The sequence below is a fragment of the Cellulomonas sp. McL0606 genome, from assembly GCF_058248365.1.
The window spans coordinates 971,818-989,233 of record NZ_CM177779.1 but is presented as its reverse complement, the minus strand read 5'-3'; the positions used below and the strand labels follow the sequence as shown (position 1 = coordinate 989,233).

General features: G+C 72.5%; 15 protein-coding genes and 2 pseudogenes. 9 read left to right on the top strand and 8 right to left on the bottom strand.

What is annotated here, in order from left to right; translation table 11 throughout:
- Window positions 1-2 precede the first annotated feature (2 nt).
- Both AC38ZX_RS05010 and AC38ZX_RS05005 read left to right on the top strand, forming a co-directional pair.
- Entirely contained in the window at window positions 3-509 is a 507-nt protein-coding gene (locus tag AC38ZX_RS05010) for a hypothetical protein (protein ID WP_491296552.1), read from the top strand.
- Window positions 401-991, top strand: a complete 591-nt coding sequence (locus tag AC38ZX_RS05005) for a phosphotransferase family protein (protein ID WP_491296550.1) — start codon at window positions 401-403, stop codon at window positions 989-991. The genes AC38ZX_RS05010 and AC38ZX_RS05005 overlap by 109 nt, the downstream gene beginning before the upstream one ends.
- On the opposite strand, the gene AC38ZX_RS05000 is transcribed toward AC38ZX_RS05005, so the two are convergent.
- Entirely contained in the window at window positions 988-1,380 is a 393-nt protein-coding gene (locus tag AC38ZX_RS05000; protein ID WP_491296549.1) for a PLD nuclease N-terminal domain-containing protein, read from the bottom strand. The genes AC38ZX_RS05005 and AC38ZX_RS05000 overlap by 4 nt on opposite strands.
- Window positions 1,381-1,479: 99 nt before the next feature.
- On the opposite strand from AC38ZX_RS05000, the gene AC38ZX_RS04995 reads away from it, so the two are divergent.
- Window positions 1,480-2,931, top strand: a complete 1,452-nt coding sequence (locus AC38ZX_RS04995) for an outer membrane protein assembly factor BamB family protein (RefSeq protein ID WP_491296548.1) — start codon at window positions 1,480-1,482, stop codon at window positions 2,929-2,931.
- Here the strand turns inward: AC38ZX_RS04995 and AC38ZX_RS04990 are convergent.
- On the bottom strand, window positions 2,921-3,901 hold the full coding sequence (locus tag AC38ZX_RS04990; protein ID WP_491296547.1) for an electron transfer flavoprotein subunit alpha/FixB family protein: 981 nt from the start codon (window positions 3,899-3,901) through the stop codon (window positions 2,921-2,923). The two genes, AC38ZX_RS04995 and AC38ZX_RS04990, sit on opposite strands and share 11 nt — an antisense overlap.
- 23 nt (window positions 3,902-3,924) lie before the next feature.
- The gene (locus AC38ZX_RS04985) at window positions 3,925-4,719 is read right to left on the bottom strand and encodes an electron transfer flavoprotein subunit beta/FixA family protein (RefSeq protein ID WP_426594759.1); all 795 of its coding nucleotides are present in this window, start codon (window positions 4,717-4,719) and stop codon (window positions 3,925-3,927) included.
- A gap of 103 nt (window positions 4,720-4,822) precedes the next feature.
- Here AC38ZX_RS04985 and glgX point away from each other — a divergent pair.
- From glgX to AC38ZX_RS04955, 6 genes and pseudogenes are all read left to right on the top strand, one after another.
- Window positions 4,823-7,010, top strand: a pseudogene (gene glgX, locus AC38ZX_RS04980) (glycogen debranching protein GlgX).
- Window positions 7,011-7,048: 38 nt separating this feature from the next.
- Window positions 7,049-8,695, top strand: a complete 1,647-nt coding sequence (locus AC38ZX_RS04975; protein WP_426594757.1) for an FAD-binding dehydrogenase — start codon at window positions 7,049-7,051, stop codon at window positions 8,693-8,695.
- 102 nt (window positions 8,696-8,797) lie between these two features.
- Window positions 8,798-9,337: pseudogene (locus AC38ZX_RS04970) on the top strand (maltotransferase domain-containing protein); the annotation flags it as partial.
- A gap of 931 nt (window positions 9,338-10,268) precedes the next feature.
- Complete coding sequence (locus AC38ZX_RS04965) at window positions 10,269-10,808, top strand: hypothetical protein (protein ID WP_491297304.1); 540 nt, start codon at window positions 10,269-10,271, stop codon at window positions 10,806-10,808.
- A complete protein-coding gene (gene treS, locus AC38ZX_RS04960) occupies window positions 10,805-12,547 on the top strand; it encodes a maltose alpha-D-glucosyltransferase (protein WP_491297302.1) in 1,743 nt (580 codons plus the stop codon). Before AC38ZX_RS04965 ends, treS begins: the two co-directional genes overlap by 4 nt.
- A gap of 13 nt (window positions 12,548-12,560) precedes the next feature.
- Window positions 12,561-13,799: a maltokinase N-terminal cap-like domain-containing protein gene (locus tag AC38ZX_RS04955; protein ID WP_491296546.1), complete on the top strand. Its 1,239-nt coding sequence runs from the start codon at window positions 12,561-12,563 to the stop codon at window positions 13,797-13,799.
- Here the strand turns inward: AC38ZX_RS04955 and AC38ZX_RS04950 are convergent.
- The 5 genes from AC38ZX_RS04950 to AC38ZX_RS04930 form a co-directional block, all read right to left on the bottom strand.
- Window positions 13,709-14,722 carry a glycoside hydrolase family 113 gene (locus AC38ZX_RS04950; RefSeq protein ID WP_491296545.1) on the bottom strand — a complete coding sequence of 338 codons (1,014 nt, stop codon included), beginning with the start codon at window positions 14,720-14,722 and terminating at the stop codon, window positions 13,709-13,711. The two genes, AC38ZX_RS04955 and AC38ZX_RS04950, sit on opposite strands and share 91 nt — an antisense overlap.
- Window positions 14,719-14,937 carry a hypothetical protein gene (locus tag AC38ZX_RS04945; protein WP_491296544.1) on the bottom strand — a complete coding sequence of 73 codons (219 nt, stop codon included), beginning with the start codon at window positions 14,935-14,937 and terminating at the stop codon, window positions 14,719-14,721. The genes AC38ZX_RS04950 and AC38ZX_RS04945 overlap by 4 nt, the downstream gene beginning before the upstream one ends.
- On the bottom strand, window positions 14,934-15,863 hold the full coding sequence (locus AC38ZX_RS04940; RefSeq protein WP_491296543.1) for a glycoside hydrolase family 28 protein: 930 nt from the start codon (window positions 15,861-15,863) through the stop codon (window positions 14,934-14,936). Before AC38ZX_RS04940 ends, AC38ZX_RS04945 begins: the two co-directional genes overlap by 4 nt.
- 65 nt (window positions 15,864-15,928) lie before the next feature.
- Window positions 15,929-16,129: a glycosyl hydrolase family 28-related protein gene (locus tag AC38ZX_RS04935; RefSeq protein WP_491296542.1), complete on the bottom strand. Its 201-nt coding sequence runs from the start codon at window positions 16,127-16,129 to the stop codon at window positions 15,929-15,931.
- 28 nt (window positions 16,130-16,157) lie between these two features.
- Window positions 16,158-17,384, bottom strand: a complete 1,227-nt coding sequence (locus AC38ZX_RS04930; RefSeq protein ID WP_426594745.1) for an ROK family transcriptional regulator — start codon at window positions 17,382-17,384, stop codon at window positions 16,158-16,160.
- Window positions 17,385-17,416: the final 32 nt, after the last annotated feature.

The window sequence follows — 17,416 nt, the reverse complement described above, 5'->3', positions numbered from 1 at the left end:
GAGTGCCGACGACGTCATCGCCCTCCCGCTCGCCTTCAGCGGCCAGCGGCTGGACTGGCGCGACCTCCCGCGGCACATCCGGACCCGGATCGCGGAGTCTCGCCGGCTCCCAGGTCACGGCCGAGATCAGCGCGACCAGCGGCTTCAGCCCCGGGTTCGCGGCGGTGCTCGAGCTGGCCGACGGACGCGGCGTCTTCGTCAAGGCGGTCTCCGGCGAGCAGAACCCGGTCTCCCCCGACCTGGCCCGCGCCGAGATCCGCGTCGCACGTGCCCTTCCGCCGCAGGTGCCGGCGCCCCGGCTGCTCTGGTTCTCCGACGACGACGACTGGGTGATCCTGGGCTTCGAGGTGATCCACGGCCGTTCCCCGGAAGCCCCTGGAAGCCCGCCGACCTCGCGGCCGTGGCCGACGCGCTCGGCGCGCTGGCGGACGCCGAGCCCCTGCCGGGCCACCGGCTGCCCCGCACGGACGATCTGCTGGCCGACGACTTCCGGGGCTGGCGTCGGCTGACGGCGCTGGACGACCAGGACCAGGAGCGGTACGCCGAGGTGGCGGGCGACCTGGGCCGGTGGGCGTTCGACAACCGCGAGCGGCTGGTGCTGTGGGAGCAGGAGGCGCTGCGCGTCTGCTCCGGCGACGCGCTCGTGCACGGCGACCTGCGCGCCGACAACGTGCTCATCGACCCGGACCACGACCATCGCGTCTGGCTGATCGACTGGCCGCACGCGAGCGTCGGCGCGCCGTGGCTGGACCTCGCGTTCATGCTCCCGAGCGTCGCCCTGCAGGGCGGCGGCGACGCGGCGACGAACTTCCGTGGCCACGCGGTGTCCGAGGGCGTGCCCGACGACGACCTGCGCGCCGGCCTGGCGGGGCTGGCCGGCTACTTCGCGTGGAGCTCGCGGCAGCCGCCGCCGCTGGGGATCCCGAACCTGCGCCGGTTCCAGGCCGCGCAGGCGGTGGCCACGCTGCGTTGGCTGAGGGACCTGGCCTAGGACGGTTCGTCCTCCTCCTTCAGCCGCGCCTCGCGCTCGCGCAGCTGCTGCTCCCACTCGCGGAGCATCTGCTCGTGCTTGTCGTCCGAGGCGCGCACGCCGGCCAGGAACTGCGGGTCGTCGTCGGGCGACCCGGGACGCGGCCGCTCGTACTCGGGGAACCCGGCGGTCTGCGTCGACGGCCACGGCACGCTCGGGCCGCGCGAGGACCGCTCCGGCCGCCCGGCGACCAGCCACGCGATCGACCCGACGACGGGCACGAACACGATGAGGAAGACCCAGAACGTCTTGGGCAGGTTTCGGACCAGGACCGAGTCGGTCTGGATGCAGTCGATGAGGCAGTAGACGAGCAGTGCGAGCTCGATCAGGTACGGCGCAAGACGCAGCATGGGACTCCCCTGGAGACGACATCGACCCGCACCGTAGCGGTGCCGAACGAGTGCCGTCAGCCGGTTCACCCGGTCGGCCGACGCGCGTACGGTCGGCTCATGGCGGCGATGCGCGAGGTCGAGCTGGACGACCCGGCACCCGCTCCGACGGCGTCCGAGCCGCGGAACCATCGTCGGCGCACCCGCGTGCTGCTCGCGACGGCCGGATTCGTCGTGCTGGTCGCCCTGGTCGGTGGCCAGCTGGTGGTCAACGCCCATGACCGCGCCGCTGCGGCGCACCTCGTCGGAGTCGTGGACGACCTCGCGAGCCCGCCCCGCGTGCTGCGCGAGGAGCCGCCGCAGAGGTCGGTGATGTGGCGGGGCGCGGTCGACGACGACACGGTCGCCGTCCTGCAGATCGCCGACGACGGGTCGCAGCAGCTGTCGGCGACGAGCACCCGCACCGGCGACCGCCGCTGGACGGCGACCCTCGCCGGACCGTCGGCGCCCTTGTCGGTGGACGCCTCGACGGGTGAGATCCACGGCGACAGCACCTGCACGTCGCCGGTCGAGGACCCCGCACCCGCCCACGTCGTCTGCCTCGTCAGCGACGGCTACAGCCGGGTCAGCCCCCAGCTCGGGTCCGCCGCCGCGAGCCAGGCCACGACGGCGCTCCCGACGACCACCGTCGTCGACGTGGTCGACACGGCGGACGGTTCGGTCGCCGCCCACTGGGCGGTCACGGGCTCGGCCGTCCTGGCACCGGAGCGGGACCTCGTCGTCGTCGCCGGCAGTGACTCGGCCCAGCTGTTCGTCGCCGCCTACGCGCTCGCGACGGGCGAGCAGCGCTGGACCGCGCGCGTCCCGCTGGTCGTCCCGGAGCCGGACAGCCTGGTCGGCAGGACGACGAGCCTGGTCCGGTCGGGGACGGACATCGCGGTGGAGACGTTCGGCACGCGGGTGCTGCTCGACCGGCACGGCGGTCTCGTGCGGGGCGACCTGGGCACGGAGTCGACGAACGTGTCGTTCGTGTCCCGCACCGGCCTGCTCCAGCTCCAGAACGGTGCCGACTACCGGGCGACGACGACGGTGGTCACCACCAGCTCGACGTCCGACGTCACCGTCCCCGGTATGCCCGTCCGGGTCGGCGTCGACGACGGGAGCCTGTCCGACGTCGTGTTCACCACCGGCCTGGGACTGCAGGCCTGGGACGTCCGCACGGGAGCACCGCGCTGGCACGCCGACGACATCCACCCGAGCTACGCCGACGCGATCGTGCTCGACGGCACGCTCTACGTCCCCACGTACGCGGGCGTCGTCGCGCTGGACGGCTGGTCGGGTCACCGGCACTGGCAACGCGGGACGACGTCCCCCGACCTGATGACGACCGACGGCGACCGGGTGGTCGTCGGATGGTCGCAGTCGGACACCCTCGCGGCCTACGCACGCTCGACCGGGGAGGAGCGGTGGCAGATCCCGTACCCGCAGGGCATCGTCGCCCTGCAGCAGATCGGTCGCCGGCTCTACGGTCAGCGCACCGACCGGTCGCTGGTGGCGCTGGTCAGCCCTTGAGCCGACGGATCTCGGCGACGGCCTGCGGCAGGACCGTGAACAGGTCGCCGACGATGCCGAAGTCGGCGATCTCGAAGATCGGGGCGTCGGGGTCGGAGTTGATGGCGACGATCGTGCCCGAGGCCTGCATGCCACCGCGGTGGTGCACGGCACCGGACACGCCCACGCCGACGTAGAGCTTCGGGGCGATCGTCACGCCGGTCTGGCCGATCTGCGCGTCGTGCCCGATCCACCCCTCGTCGGTGGCCACGCGGGTCGCGCCGACGGCGCCGCCGATCACGTCGGCCAGCTCCTCGACCAGCGAGAAGTCGCCCTCCGTGCCGCGGCCGCCGGCCACCACGACGCTCGCGCTGCCCAGGTCCGGGCGTCCGCTCTCGGGCCGCACGATCCGCTCGACGAGCGTGACCCGACGCGCCCGGTCGGTCACCTCGACGGCGTGCTCGGCGAGCGCCGGCGCGGAACCGGTGATCGTCGAGACGACCACGCTGTTCGGCTTCACGGTGACGATCGCCAGGGGCGCGGTGATCGCGCACGACGTGGTCCAGGTGCCGGCGAACACGGTCTTGGCGGCGACGAACCGGCCGTCCACCAGCGACAGCGTGTCGGCGTCCGTGATGACGCCCGCGCCGGTGGAGATCGCCAGGCGCGCGGCGGCCTCCTTGTTCTCGAACGACGACTCGAGCAGCAGCAGCCCGGCGCCCGTCGCGTCGAGCAGCGAGGCGAGCGCCTCGGCCAGCACGGCGGAGAGGTGCAGGTCGGCGTCCGCGGACAGCCGGTGCACGTGCGTCGCGCCCAGGGCGGCGACCTCGTCGATCACGGTGGCCGACGGCTCCACGCCGTCCAGCGGCCACGCCGCGTGCACGGCCTGCGGGCCGGCCAGGTCGCGGGCGAGGGTCAGCAGCTCGCGGACGGGCGCGCGCAGGGCACCGGCCTCGGTGTGGTCGAGGAGGACGAGCACGGGTGCGTTCACGGCAGAGGTCCTGTTCTGGAAGGTCAGACGAGCTGGTTGTCGACGAGGTACGCGGCGAGCCGGACGCCGGCGTCGCCGGTGTCGTTGACCAGCACGCGGTTCTCGCGCGGCGGCCGGGCGGCGGCCTCGAGCACCTCGGTGCGGGCACCGGCGGCGCCGACGCGCGAGGCGTCGAGGTCCAGGTCCGCGAGCGTCAGCGTCGTGATGGGGATCTTGCGGGCGGCCATGATGCCCTTGAAGCCCGGGTAGCGCGGGTCGTTGGCCTGGTCGGTGACCGAGACCAGGGCCGGCAGCGAGGCCGACAGCACCTCGGACGAGTGGTCGAGGTTGCGCCGGATGCGGACGGTGCGGGCATCGGCGTCGATCGTGAGCTCGGCGGCCAGCGGCAGCGCAGGCAGGTCGAGCAGCTCGGCGATCGCCGTCGGCAGCAGCGACGTCAGGGCGTCGAGACCGGCCATGCCCGTGATCACGAGGTCGACGGGCTCCTGCGCGTCCAGGTGCGAGATCGCGGCGGCCAGCACGCGTGCGGTGCCGATGGCGTCGGAGCCGCCGATCGCGTCGTCGAGCACGTGCACGGCCTCCTGCGCGCCGAGCTGCAGGCCGCGCCGGACCGCGTCGGCGGCGTCGGCGGGACCCGCGGTCAGCGCCACGACGGAACCGCCCGACGCCTCGACCAGCGCGATGGCCGCCTCGAGGGCGTTCTCGTCGAGCTCGTTGATGGTGCCGTCACCCCCGTCGCGCACCACACGGTGGTCCGGGCCGATGGCCCGCTCCGACTGGATGTCCGGGACATGCTTCACGCACACGACGATCCTCACCCGCGGAAGGTTACCCGCCGCGGCGGTCCCGACCGACGCCCGTGTCGCCTGCCGGAAACACGCCGGTCGCACGACAGCGCGCACGTTCCCCCACAATGTCGGGGTGACCTCGACCTCCCCACGCCGTCGCCCTCCGCGACTCGGCGTGCACGTGACCGACCACGGGGTGGACGTCGCCGTCTACGCCGCGCACGCCACCGCCGTCGACCTGTGCCTGTTCGACGGGTCGAAGGAGCGCCGCGTGCGGCTGGCCGGACCGGTGCACGGGGTGTTCAGCGCGAGCGTGGCCGGCGTGCGCGCCGGCCAGAGGTACGGGTTCCGGGCGCACGGCCCGTGGGAGCCTGCGGCGGGCCACCGGTACAACTCCGCCAAGCTGCTGGTCGACCCGTACGCCCGCGGCCTGGTGGGCGAAGCTCGGGTACGGGCGGGAGACGTACGGGCACGTCGTGGGCGAAGACCTCGCGGGCGACCCGTACGGTCCCGCCAGCACGATCGACTCCGCGCGCTTCGTCCCGCACGCGGTGGTCGTCGACACCCGGGACCTGACCAGCCCGGACCCCACGATCAACCGACCCTGGGTGCCGTGGTCGACCTCCGTGGTCTACGAGGCCCACGTCCGCGGGCTGACCCTGCTCAACGACCGGCTGCCGCCGGAGTTGCGTGGCACGTACGCCGGCCTCGCGCACCCGTCCGTCGTCGACCATCTGCTGGGGCTCGGCGTCACCGCGATCGAGCTGCTGCCCATCCACGCGTTCGCCTCCGAACCGCACCTGATCGACAAGGGGCTGACCAACTACTGGGGCTACAGCTCGCTCGGCTTCTTCGCTCCGCACGCCGCGTTCGCCACGGCCGCGGCGCAGGAGGCTGGCCCGGCGGCGGTGCTCGACGAGCTGCGCACGGCGATCCACACGCTGCACGCGGCGGGCCTCGAGGTGCTGCTCGACGTGGTCTACAACCACACGTGCGAGGGCGGCCTGCCGGGTCAGCACCTCTCGTGGCGCGGCCTGGACAACGCCGCCTACTACCTGCACAACGGCGGTGCCCCGGCGTCCCTGGACGACATGACGGGCACGGGCAACACGCTGGACTTCCGCCGCCCCGAGGTGGTGCGGATGATGCTCGACTCGCTGCGCTACTGGGCGGACGTCGTGGGCGTGGACGGCTTCCGTTTCGACCTGGCCGTCACCCTCGGCCGCGACAGCAGCGGGTACGCCCCCGACCATCCGGCCCTGGTCGCCATGGCCACCGAGCCGAGCCTGCACGGGCTCAAGCTCATCGCCGAGCCCTGGGACGTGGGGCCCGGCGGCTGGCGGACCGGGCAGTTCCCCGAGCCGTTCGGGGAGTGGAACGACCGGTTCCGCAACGCGGTGCGCTCGTTCTGGCTGGCCGACCCGGCCCGCGCGGCGCACGGCCTGCCCGGCCACCGCGTGCGCGACCTGGCCACGCGCCTGTCCGGGTCGGTCGACCTGTTCGGGCACAGCGACCCGCCGCTGACCCGCGGCCCGGTCTCGTCGGTCAACTACGTCACCGCGCACGACGGCTTCACCATGGCCGACCTGGTCGCCTACGACCACAAGCACAACGCCGCCAACGGCGAGCACAACCGCGACGGCTCCGACGACAACCGCTCGTGGAACCACGGCATCGAGGGCCCGGTCGACCGGGAGTCGCCTGCCGCGGACATCGTGCCGCTGCGACGTCGCTCGATCCGCAACCTGTTCGCCACCCTGGTGCTCGCTGCCGGTGTGCCGATGATCACCGCGGGCGACGAGATGGGTCGGTCGCAGAAGGGCAACAACAACGCCTACTGCCAGGACTCGGAGGTCTCCTGGATGCGCTGGGACCTGGCCCCGTGGCGCAAGGACATGCTCGCCACCGCCCGCTGGCTCCTGGCCCTGCGCCGCGACCACCCGGCGCTGCGGACCGAGGAGTTCTACTCGGGCCGGCCGGACCGGCCGGGCAAGCGACCGGACCTGGCCTGGTACGACGCGCTCGGCATCCCGTTCGACCACGATCGCTGGCACGACCCATCGATCCGGACGCTGCAGATGGTGCGCAGCGCACCGGCACCCGAGCACGACACCGTGCTCCTGGTCATCAACGGCTCGCTCGACGCGATGCACCTCGTGCTGGCCGACGACCACGGCGGAACGTGGCGCCTGGCGTGGGACTCGGTCTGGGAGCACCCCAACGAGGAGTCCGCGGTGGCGATCGAGGGCGGCCTGCACGCCGAGCCCGGCGAGGCCTCCGTCATCGAGCCCATGAGCATGCGGGTGTACACGCTCGTCTGACTTTCTGGACAAGCGTCCAGACGCGTACGGTGGCGCCCATGACCAACACCGTCGTTGTCGTCGGCGCGGGCCTCGCCGGGCTCGTGGCCACCGCCGAGCTGCTCGCGGCCGGGCGGCACGTGACGCTGCTCGACGCCGAGAACGCCGCGAGCCTCGGCGGTCAGGCGTTCTGGTCGTTCGGCGGCCTGTTCCTGGTGGACTCCCCCGAGCAGCGCCGTCTGGGCGTCAAGGACTCCGCCGACCTTGCGCTGGCCGACTGGCTCGGGTCCGCCCAGTTCGGCGACGACGACCGGTGGGGCCGGGCATGGGCCGAGGGGTTCGTGTCGTTCGCCGCCGGCGAGATGCGGTCCTGGCTCGCCGGCCAGGGCGTGAAGTGGTTCCCGCTGGTGCAGTGGGCCGAGCGGGGCGGCTACGAGGCCGGCGGGCACGGCAACTCGGTCCCGCGGTTCCACGTCACGTGGGGCACGGGCCCGGGGATCCTCGAACCGTTCGTCCGCGCCCTGCTCGACGCCCGGCGCGCGGGTCGGGTCGACGTGCGGTTCCGGCACCGCGTGACGGGGCTGGTCACCACGGACGGCGTCGTCACCGGCGTGCGCGGCGACGTGCTGGCCTCGGACGGCGTCGACCGCGCGGTGCCGAGCAGCCGGACGGTGGTGCGCCCCTTCGCGCTGGACGCCGCGTCGGTCGTGATCGCGACCGGCGGCATCGGCGCCAACCACGAGCTGGTGCGCGCCACCTGGCCGGGCAGCGCGGGGAGGCTGCCCGAGCGGATGCTGTCCGGAGTGCCCGACCACGTGGACGGCTCCGGCATCGAGGCTGCGCGGTCGTCCGGCGCCGCGGTCGTGCACGAGGACCGCATGTGGCACTACCCCGAGGGCATCACCAACCACTCGCCGGTGTGGAGCAAGCACGGCATCCGCATCCTCGCCGGGCCGAGCAGCCTGTGGCTCGACGCGGACGGCAACCGGCTGCCCGCTCCCCTGTTCCCGGGCTTCGACTCCCTCGGCGCGCTCCAGCACATCACCGAGCGCGGCGACGACCACTCGTGGTTCGTGCTCGACAGGACGATCCTCGGCGCGGAGTTCGCCCTGTCCGGCTCCGAGCAGAACCCGGACCTGACCGGCAAGGACCTGCGCCTGCTGCTCGAGCGCGTGAAGCCGGGGGCGGTCGGACCGGTCGAGGCGTTCGCCGAGAAGTCCGACGAGTTCCTCTGGGCCGACACGCCCGCCGAGCTGGCCGCCAAGATGAACGCCCTGTCGGGCACGTCCCGCATCGACGCCGAGGCGCTGAGCGCGACCATCGAGGCCCGCGACCAGCAGGTCGCCACCGGGCTGGGCAAGGACCCTCAGGTCGTCGCGACGGCCATGGCCCGCCGGTTCGTCGTCGACCGGCTCATCCGCGTGGCCAAGCCGCACCGCCTGCTCGACCCGGCGCACGGGCCCCTGCTCGCGGTCCGGCTGTCGGTGCTCACCCGCAAGACCCTGGGCGGCCTCCACACCGACCTCGAAGGCCGCGTGCTGCGGCCCGACGGCCAGGTGCTGCCGGGGCTGTGGGCGGTGGGCGAGGCCTCGGGGTTCGGCGGCGGCGGGGTGCACGGTCACCGCGCGCTGGAGGGCACCTTCCTGGGCGGCTGCCTGTTCACGGGCCGAACCACGGGACGCGCGCTGGGCGCCGACCTGCGCTGAGCCCGACGACCCGCCGGCCCCGCCCGAGCGCATGCCGCGGCACGTATCCCACATGCCGCCTCCAGATGCCCGCCACCTGCACCTACGGCTAGGTTCGGGAGGGTGACGACATCTCTCGGCCCGGTCAGCCCCACCATCGGCCGCATCCCCGTCGTGGACGTCTCTCCCGTCGCCGAAGCCGGGCGGTTCCCGGCCAAGGCCGTCGTCGGCGAGGCGGTTCCCGTGCGAGCGACCGTGTTCCGGGAGGGGCACGACGCCGTCGGTGCGACGGTCGTGCTCACCGACCCGTCCGGCGTCGACCGCGCGAGCGCTCGGATGGTCGACATCGCACCGGGTCTCGACCGGCTCGAGGGCCGCGTCGTCCCGACGAGCACCGGCACCTGGACGTTCCGCGTGGAGGGCTGGTCCGACCCCTACGGCACCTGGGCCCACGACGCGTCGATCAAGGTCGAGGCGGGCGTCGACGTCGAGCTGATGCTCACCGAGGGGGCGCTGCTGCTGGAGAAGGCCGCCCGACGCAAGGGGAGCAAGGGGATCGCCGGGGTCCTCGCCGAGGCCGTCGCGGGCCTGCGGGACCACGAGCACAACCCGGGTTCCCGGCTGGCCGCCGGCCTGTCCCCTGCGGTGCGGGCCGCGCTCGACGCGCACCCGATCCGCGACGCCGTCACCGCGAGCCCCTCCTACCCCCTGGTCGTCGACCGGCCGCTCGCGCTGGCCGGCTCCTGGTACGAGTTCTTCCCGCGCTCGGCCGGCGCCACGTACGACTACGAGACCGGCACCTGGACGTCGGGCACGCTGCGCACGGCCGCGCTCGACCTGCCGCGGATCGCGGGGATGGGGTTCGACGTCGTCTACCTGACGCCGGTGCACCCCATCGGCACCACGTACCGCAAGGGCCGGAACAACGCGTTGAACGCCGAACAGGGCGACCCGGGCTCGCCGTACGCGATCGGCTCCAAGGACGGCGGCCACGACGCGATCGAGCCGTCGCTGGGGACGTTCTACGACTTCGACGCGTTCGTCGCGGACGCCCGCGCGCTCGGCATGGAGGTCGCCCTCGACGTCGCGCTGCAGTGCTCGCCGGACCACCCCTGGGTCGCCACGCACCCCGAGTGGTTCACCACGCGCGCCGACGGCACGATCGCCTACGCCGAGAACCCGCCCAAGAAGTACCAGGACATCTACCCGCTGAACTTCGACAACGACCCCGAGGGCATCTACCGCGAGATCCGTCGGGTCCTGCAGGTCTGGATCGACCACGGCGTGACGCTGTTCCGCGTCGACAACCCGCACACCAAGCCGCTCGACTTCTGGGAGCGGATCCTCGCCTCCGTCCGGGCCGACCACCCCGACGTCATCTTCCTGTCCGAGGCGTTCACCCGGCCCGCCATGATGCAGACGCTGGCCAAGATCGGCTTCCACCAGTCGTACACGTACTTCACGTGGCGCAACACGAAGGCCGAGCTGACGGAGTACCTGGCCGAGGTCTCCGGCGAGCAGGGTTCCTGGATGCGGCCGAGCTCTCTGGCCCACCACGCACGACATCCTGCCGCCGTACCTGCAGGCCACGGGCGTGCGGGGCTTCGCCGTGCGCGCGGTCCTGGCGGCGCTCGGGGCCCCGACGTGGGGCATCTACTCGGGCTACGAGCTGGTCGAGGACGTACCGCGGCCGGGCGTCGAGGAGCAGATCGACAACGAGAAGTACGAGTTCAAGCCCCGCGTCTGGGGCATCGCCGACGGCATCGGCATCAACGTGCTGCTCGGCCGCCTGAACGAGATCCGGCGCCACCACCCGGCGCTCCGGCAGCTGCGCAACCTGCACCTGCACCCGACGTCCGACGACGCGCTCGTCGCGTTCTCCCGGCACCTGTCCGCGGAGCACTCACCGACCGGTCGCGACGACACGATCCTCGTCATCGTCAACCTGGACACGTACAACGCCCGCGAGGGCTGGGTCGAGCTGGACCTCGGCGCTCTGGGCCTCGAGCACGGCAGGCCGGTCGTCGCGCACGACGTGCTGTCCGACGACGCGTACGAGTGGTCGTCGCCCGCCTTCGTCCGGCTCGACCCGGCCGTTCGAGCCGCCCACGTCATCCGCCTGGTGTCGCCATGACCGGCGTCGGCCGGCACGCCCACGAGCCTGCGCCCACCACGGCGCAGCTCTCCCTGCCGGGCCGACGCCAGCCGCCGGTCCCCTCGACCGATCCGCAGGGGCTCGCACCCGATCCGCAGTGGTACCGCACCGCGGTGTTCTACGAGGTCATGCTCCGCACGTTCGCCGACTCCTCCGGTCAGGGCAGCGGCGACCTGCGGGGTCTGATCGACCGCCTGGACTACCTGCAGTGGCTCGGCATCGACTGCCTCTGGCTGCCCCCGTTCTACCCGAGCCCGCTGCGCGACGGCGGCTACGACGTGGCCGACTACACCGCGATCGCGGGCCAGTACGGTTCGATGGCGGACTTCACCGAGCTGATCGAGCAGGTCCACTCCCGCGGCATGCGGATCGTCGTGGATCTCGTCATGAACCACACGAGCGACCAGCACCCGTGGTTCCAGGCGTCCCGCTCCGACCCCGAAGGCCCGTACGGCGACTTCTACGTCTGGTCCGACGACAACACCCGCTACCAGGACGCGCGGATCATCTTCGTCGACACCGAGACCTCCAACTGGACCTTCGACCCGGTGCGTCGGCAGTACTTCTGGCACCGGTTCTTCAGCCACCAGCCCGACCTGAACTTCGAGAACCCTCGCGTCGTCGAGGCGATGATGGACGTCGGCCGGTTCTGGCTGGGCCTCGGTGTGGACGGGTTCCGGCTCGACGCCGTCCCGTACCTGTTCGAGGCGGAGGGCACCAACTGCGAGAACCTCCCGGAGACGCACGCGTTCCTGCGCACGGTCCGCAAGATGATCGACGACGAGTTCCCGGGCCGGATCATGCTGGCCGAGGCCAACCAGTGGCCCGAGGACGTGGTGCACTACTTCGGCACGCAGGACGAGCCCGAGTGCCACATGTGCTTCCACTTCCCCGTGATGCCGCGCATCTACTACGGGATCCGCGACCAGCGGGCCACGCAGATCATCGACATCCTGGCCGACACGCCGCCGATCCCGAAGAACGGTGCGCAGTGGAGCACCTTCCTGCGCAACCACGACGAGCTGACCCTCGAGATGGTGTCCACCGAGGAGCGCGCCTCGATGTACGGGTGGTACGCGCCGGACTCCCGGATGCGCGCCAACGTGGGGATCCGCCGGCGCCTGGCTCCCCTGCTCGACAACTCGCGCAAGGAGATCGAGCTCGCGCACGCGCTGCTGCTGTCGCTCCCAGGCAGCCCGTGCCTGTACTACGGCGACGAGATCGGCATGGGCGACAACATCTGGCTGCCCGACCGCGACTCGGTCCGCACGCCGATGCAGTGGACGCCGGACCGCAACGCGGGCTTCTCCACGGCCGACCCGGGCAAGCTGTACCTCCCGCTGGTGCAGTCGCTCGTGCACCACTACGGCCACACCAACGTCGAGGCGCAGCTCGCCCAGCCCACCTCGTTGCTGCACTGGGTGCGCGGCATGCTCAGCGTCCGGCGCCAGCACCCGGCCCTGGGCGCCGGCGACTTCGAGGTCCTGAGCAGCGACAACGACTCGGTGCTCGCCTTCTTGCGCCAGACGCCGTCGGAGATCGTGCTCGTCGTCGCCAACATGGCCGCGACCGCGCGCTCGGCCACGGTCCGCCTGCCCGATCATGCGGGCTGGGCGATGCACGACGTGTTCGGAGGGGCCGACTTCCCGGGCGTCAGCGCGGACGGCGGCAGCACCTTCACGCTCGGCTCCCGGGACTTCTACTGGCTGGAAGGCTGACCACCCCGTGACGGTGACCGCCCGCACGGATCCCGACGACGCACGCCTCCTCGAGGTCGTGCGCGACTGGATGCCGAGCAAGCGGTGGTACCCGGCCAAGGGCGTCACGGCGGACCTGTCGGTGGTGGGCGGGATCGATCTTGCCGACGACGTGCGCATCCTGCTGGTCCGCGTGCACGCGGGGTCGATCGACGTGGTGCTGCAGGTCCCGCTGGTCTTCGGTACCGGCTCCGAGGTGATCGGCACGTTCGACGGTCGTCCCGTGTGCGACGGTGCCGCCCACCCCTCCTTCCTGCGTGCGTGGCTCGCCGCGGCGGACGGCCCGGGGATCGTTGCGGACGTCGCCACGGCCCGGATGATCAGCGGCGAGCAGTCCAACACGTCCGTCATCCTGGGGACCGGGATCCTCAAGGTCCTGCGGGCGGTCGCTCCGGGCGAGAACCCGGACGTCGACGTGCCGCGGCACCTGGTCTCCGTCGGCTGGCCCAACGTCCCGGCGCCGTTGGCGTGGCTACAGGCCACCTGGCCCGGCGCCGACCAGCCGGGCTACCTCGGGGTGCTGGCCACCTTCGTCGACGCCGCCGAGGACGGGTTCGAGCTGGCCTGCTCCTACGCCGGCCGTGGGGAGTCGTTCGCCGGCCCCGCGACCGACCTGGGCGCCGTGACCCTCGGCATGCACGAGGCGCTCGTGTCGTCGTACGGCGTGGCTCCCTCGGCCGTCGACGAGGTGGCGCGGGCCGTCGAGGGCCGGTTCTCCTGGGCCCTGTCCGCGGTGCCGTCCCTCGCGCGGTTCGCCGACGGGGTCGCGGCCGTCGTCGCCGAGGTCCGCGCCCTCCCGTCGGCCCCGCCCCGCCAGCGCGTGCACGGCGACCTGCACCTCGGTCAGGTCCTGCGCTCGCACGGGACGTGGTTCATCACCGACTTCGAGGGCGAACCCCTGGCGCCGCTGGACCAGCGCACGCGGCCCGATCTCGCCGTGCGCGACGTCGCCGGCCTGCTCCGCTCGATCGACTACGCCGCTGCCGTCGGTGGCCTGACCGGTGACGACGCCGCCGCCTGGACGAGCGACGCGCGCGACGGGCTCCTCGCCGGCTACGGGCTGGACCACCACGCCACGCTGGTCCGGGCGCTCGAGCTGGACAAGACCCTGTACGAGGCCGTCTACGAGTCGCGCAACCGCCCGGCCTGGCTGCCGATCGCGGTCGCCGGGCTGGAACGGCTGACGTCCGACCAGCCGCGGGCCGAGAGGTAGTGCCGACGAACCACGTCGGCGCCGGACTTCCCGTACATGCAGTAGTCGTCGTTCGTCGACGCCTCGGAGCGGTCGTACAGGTCCGCAGGCCAGTCCCAGAGCATGAACCCGCCCACCCAGGGGCGTTCGGCGCACGCCGTCAGCATCTCGTCGAGGTAGTCGGCCTGCGCCCGCTCGCTCGGCGCACCGACGAGCGACCAGTCGTTCGGTCTCGCGGGTGAGCCCTCACGGCTCGGGCAGCCGGCCTCGATGAAGCAGAACGGCTTGCCCTCGCGACGCACCACGGCCTCGATGCGGTCGAGGTGCTCGGGCCAGGTGCCGGTCGGGTAGTAGCCGCTCGCCGAGATCACGTCGACCGCGTCCCACCAGGTCAGACGGTCCTCCTGGTACTTGTCGCAGTTGTACGTGACCAGCCCCTCGTACACCTCGCGCACCTGGGCGACCAGCGCGCGCCAGTGCGCCTCCTGACCGTCGGCCCGCACCATCTCGCACCCGATGCAGAACATCTCGACGCCGAGCTCGGCCGCCAGCCGGGCGTGGTGCAGCACGAACTCGCCGTACGCCGCGAACCACTGCGACCACGACGGCTCGCCCGGCACGTCGACGTCGAAGAAGCCGATGTACGCGCGCCACGTGCCGTCGGCGACGTTGACGACGGGCTTGAGGCAGACCTTCAGCCCGCGCTCGCGGGCGGCCGCCACCGCGCCGCGGATCTCGTCGTCGGTGACGGTGGGCCCGTCGGCGAACGGGACGACCGTCGACTGGGCCGTCGCCTGCACGGCGGCGTACGCGAGCGTCACCCAGTTCACACCGAGCTCGGTCATCGCGTCCATCGAGGCGGACGCCTGCGCGGTGAGCCACGTGCCCCGCACGCCGGTCCAGCCCCAGGTCATGCCGCAGATCGGCGCGTCCAGGCCGCTCATCGGTCGGCCGGGATCATGAGCGGCACGGGCACGGCGACGGGGTGGCGCACCTCACCGGGCTCGCGCCGTCTGATGGCGACGGCGTCGAGCCCGGGTCGGGCGGCCGCGCCCCGCAGACCCTCGATCACCAGTCCGTCGACGTCGATCGCCTCGACCGCGTGCGCGAAGTGCTCGTCGGAACCGGCCCACACGACCTCGCAACCGCGCAGGGTCACATCGGTCGCAGTGTCGATGTGGATGCCCGAGGTCGGGTGCGCGTAGACCTCGGGGCCGTTCGAGCTGGGCGGCGGTCGTACTCGCCGGCGGGCCAGCTCGACCAGCGGTCCAGCTCGATGCGCACGCCGTCGAGCACGACGCCCTCGATGAGCCCGGGGGCGTCCGAGCCGATGTAGGCGCCGTTCTCCGAGCGCGCCAGGATGTTGCGGAACCGCACGTTCTTCAGGCGGCCGACCACGTCGTGCCAGGCACCCACGTTGACGTAGATCGGCTCGCCGTGCCCCCACCACCCGCGGTCGAAGTGCCGGGTCTCGACGATGCAGTCGGAGAACAGGATGTTCTCGAAGCTGCCCTCCTGGCCGAGGTTGACGGCGAGCCCGCGGTGCGAGGAGCGGATCACGCAGCCCGTGACGATGACGTCGCGGATGTCGGCGACGGCGTCGACACCGACCACCACCGCGCTGGACGTGGACTGCAGCGTGCAGTTGGTGATCACGACGTCCGACGTGATCCCGTAGGCCGGGAACTCCTCGCTGGTCTTGAGCGAGATGGCGTCGTCGCCGGACGAGATCTCGCAGTCGCTGATCCGCACGCGGCGGCAGCGGTCCAGGTCGATCCCGTCGGCGTTCGGGTACTTCAGGTCGGTGTCGATGGTGACGCCGTGGACGAGCACGTCCTCGCAGCCCGAGAGTCGCACGCACCACAGCGCCGCGTCCTCGATCCGCACGTCTCGGATGACGAGGCGCTCGACACCGATGAGGAAGATCGTGAACGGGCGCTGGTTCGGGCAGCGGTAGATCGAGCCGAGGTCCTCCCGGATGAAGTGCCGACCCGCGCCGTTGATGGTGCCGGCACCGGTGATCGCGATGTTCGTCGCGTCCCGGGCCGTGATGAGCATGAGCGCGGAGTCGTTCTCCTGGTCCACGACGCCCGCGGACAGGGCACCGACCTCGAGCCGGGCGGTGTAGTCGGCGGGGTCGCCGCTGCCCGTCAGCGTCGCGCCGCGCTCGACGTGCAGCTCGACGTTCGACCTGGCCTCATCGACCCGGTGAGGAACGTCGCGCCCGCCGGGACGAGCACCGTGCCGCCGCCCGCGGCGTGACAGGCGTCGATCGCGGACTGGATCGCGGCCACGTCGTTGGTGCGGCCGTCGCCGACAGCACCGTGCGCGCGGATGTCGAAGATGGGCATGGAGAAGTCCTCTTCCTCGAGGGGTGGTTCAGGCGAGCCGCGCCGGAGCGCCGGCTGCCCGCTGGAAGGAGTGCCGGGGAGCGAGCTCGCTCTGGAGCACCAGGGCGGCGCCACCGATGGCGGCCGCTTCGGAAGCGTGCGGGGAGATCACGACGTCGACGGCGTGGCTCGCGCGCCCGAAGAACGTGCGGGCCAGCTGGTCGCGGATGACCGGGACGTACAACGAGCCTGCGATCGCGAACGACGGCCCCGTCAGGACGATCAGGTCGAGGTCGAGGACGTTGGCCAGCGTCTGGGCCGCGACGGCGAGGTAGCGGGCCGAGCGCTGGACGATGTCGCGGGCCGGTCCGTCCTCGCGCATCGCCGCCCGCGAGAGCGCGGCGAAGTCCTCGGCGATCCCCACCCCGGGCAGATCGATACCCGCGGCGCGCGCCTCGGAGACGACGGCCGCCGGCCCCGCCAGAACCTCGACGCAGCCGACGCCGCCGCACCAGCACGGCGGACCGTCGACGTCGAGGCAGATGTGGCCGATCTCGCCCGTGTTGCCGCTCGACCCCCGGAACACGTCACCGTTGGCGATGATCCCGGACCCGACGCCGGTGCCCATGTAGAGCGCGGCGAAGCAGCTCGACGCCTCGATCTGGCCGCCCCAGTACTCGCCGACTGCGGCCGCCGTCGCGTCGTTCTCGAGCAGTGCCGGCAGACCCGTCGCCGCCTGCAACGCGTCGGCGAGCGGGAAGTCCGTCCACGCCTGCATGACCGGCGGCGTCAGTGCGACTCCGGTGGCCTGCGTGATCGGGCCCGGCGACACGACGCCGAGGCCGAGGATGCGGTCAGGTTCGATGCCCGCCTGCGACACCAGCGTGCGCAGCTCGGACGCGACGCGTTCGACCACCGCGCCGGGCGCGTCGGCGCCCGCCCCAGGGCGACGCCACCGGCTGACCACGGCTCCGCCGAGATCGGCGATGACGTAGGTGATCCCCCCGTGGTCGAGGTGCACTCCGACGGCGTACCGCGCCTCCGGCTGCAGCGAGAGGAGCACGGCGGGCTTCCCGCCCGTCGACTCAGCTCGGCCGACCTCCGTCACGAGTCCGTCGTCGATCAGACGACGGACCACGGTGGACACGGTCGCTCCCGTGAGGCCGGTCTCCCGAGCGAGATCCACCCTGCTGATCTGCCCGGCGGCGCGGATGACGTCGAGCAGCGCGGCGCGACTGGTGGCGTGCGGTGCGCCCACGGACGCGGGGTGGCTCAAGGATCCTCCTCTGACCCCGGGTCGCGACACGC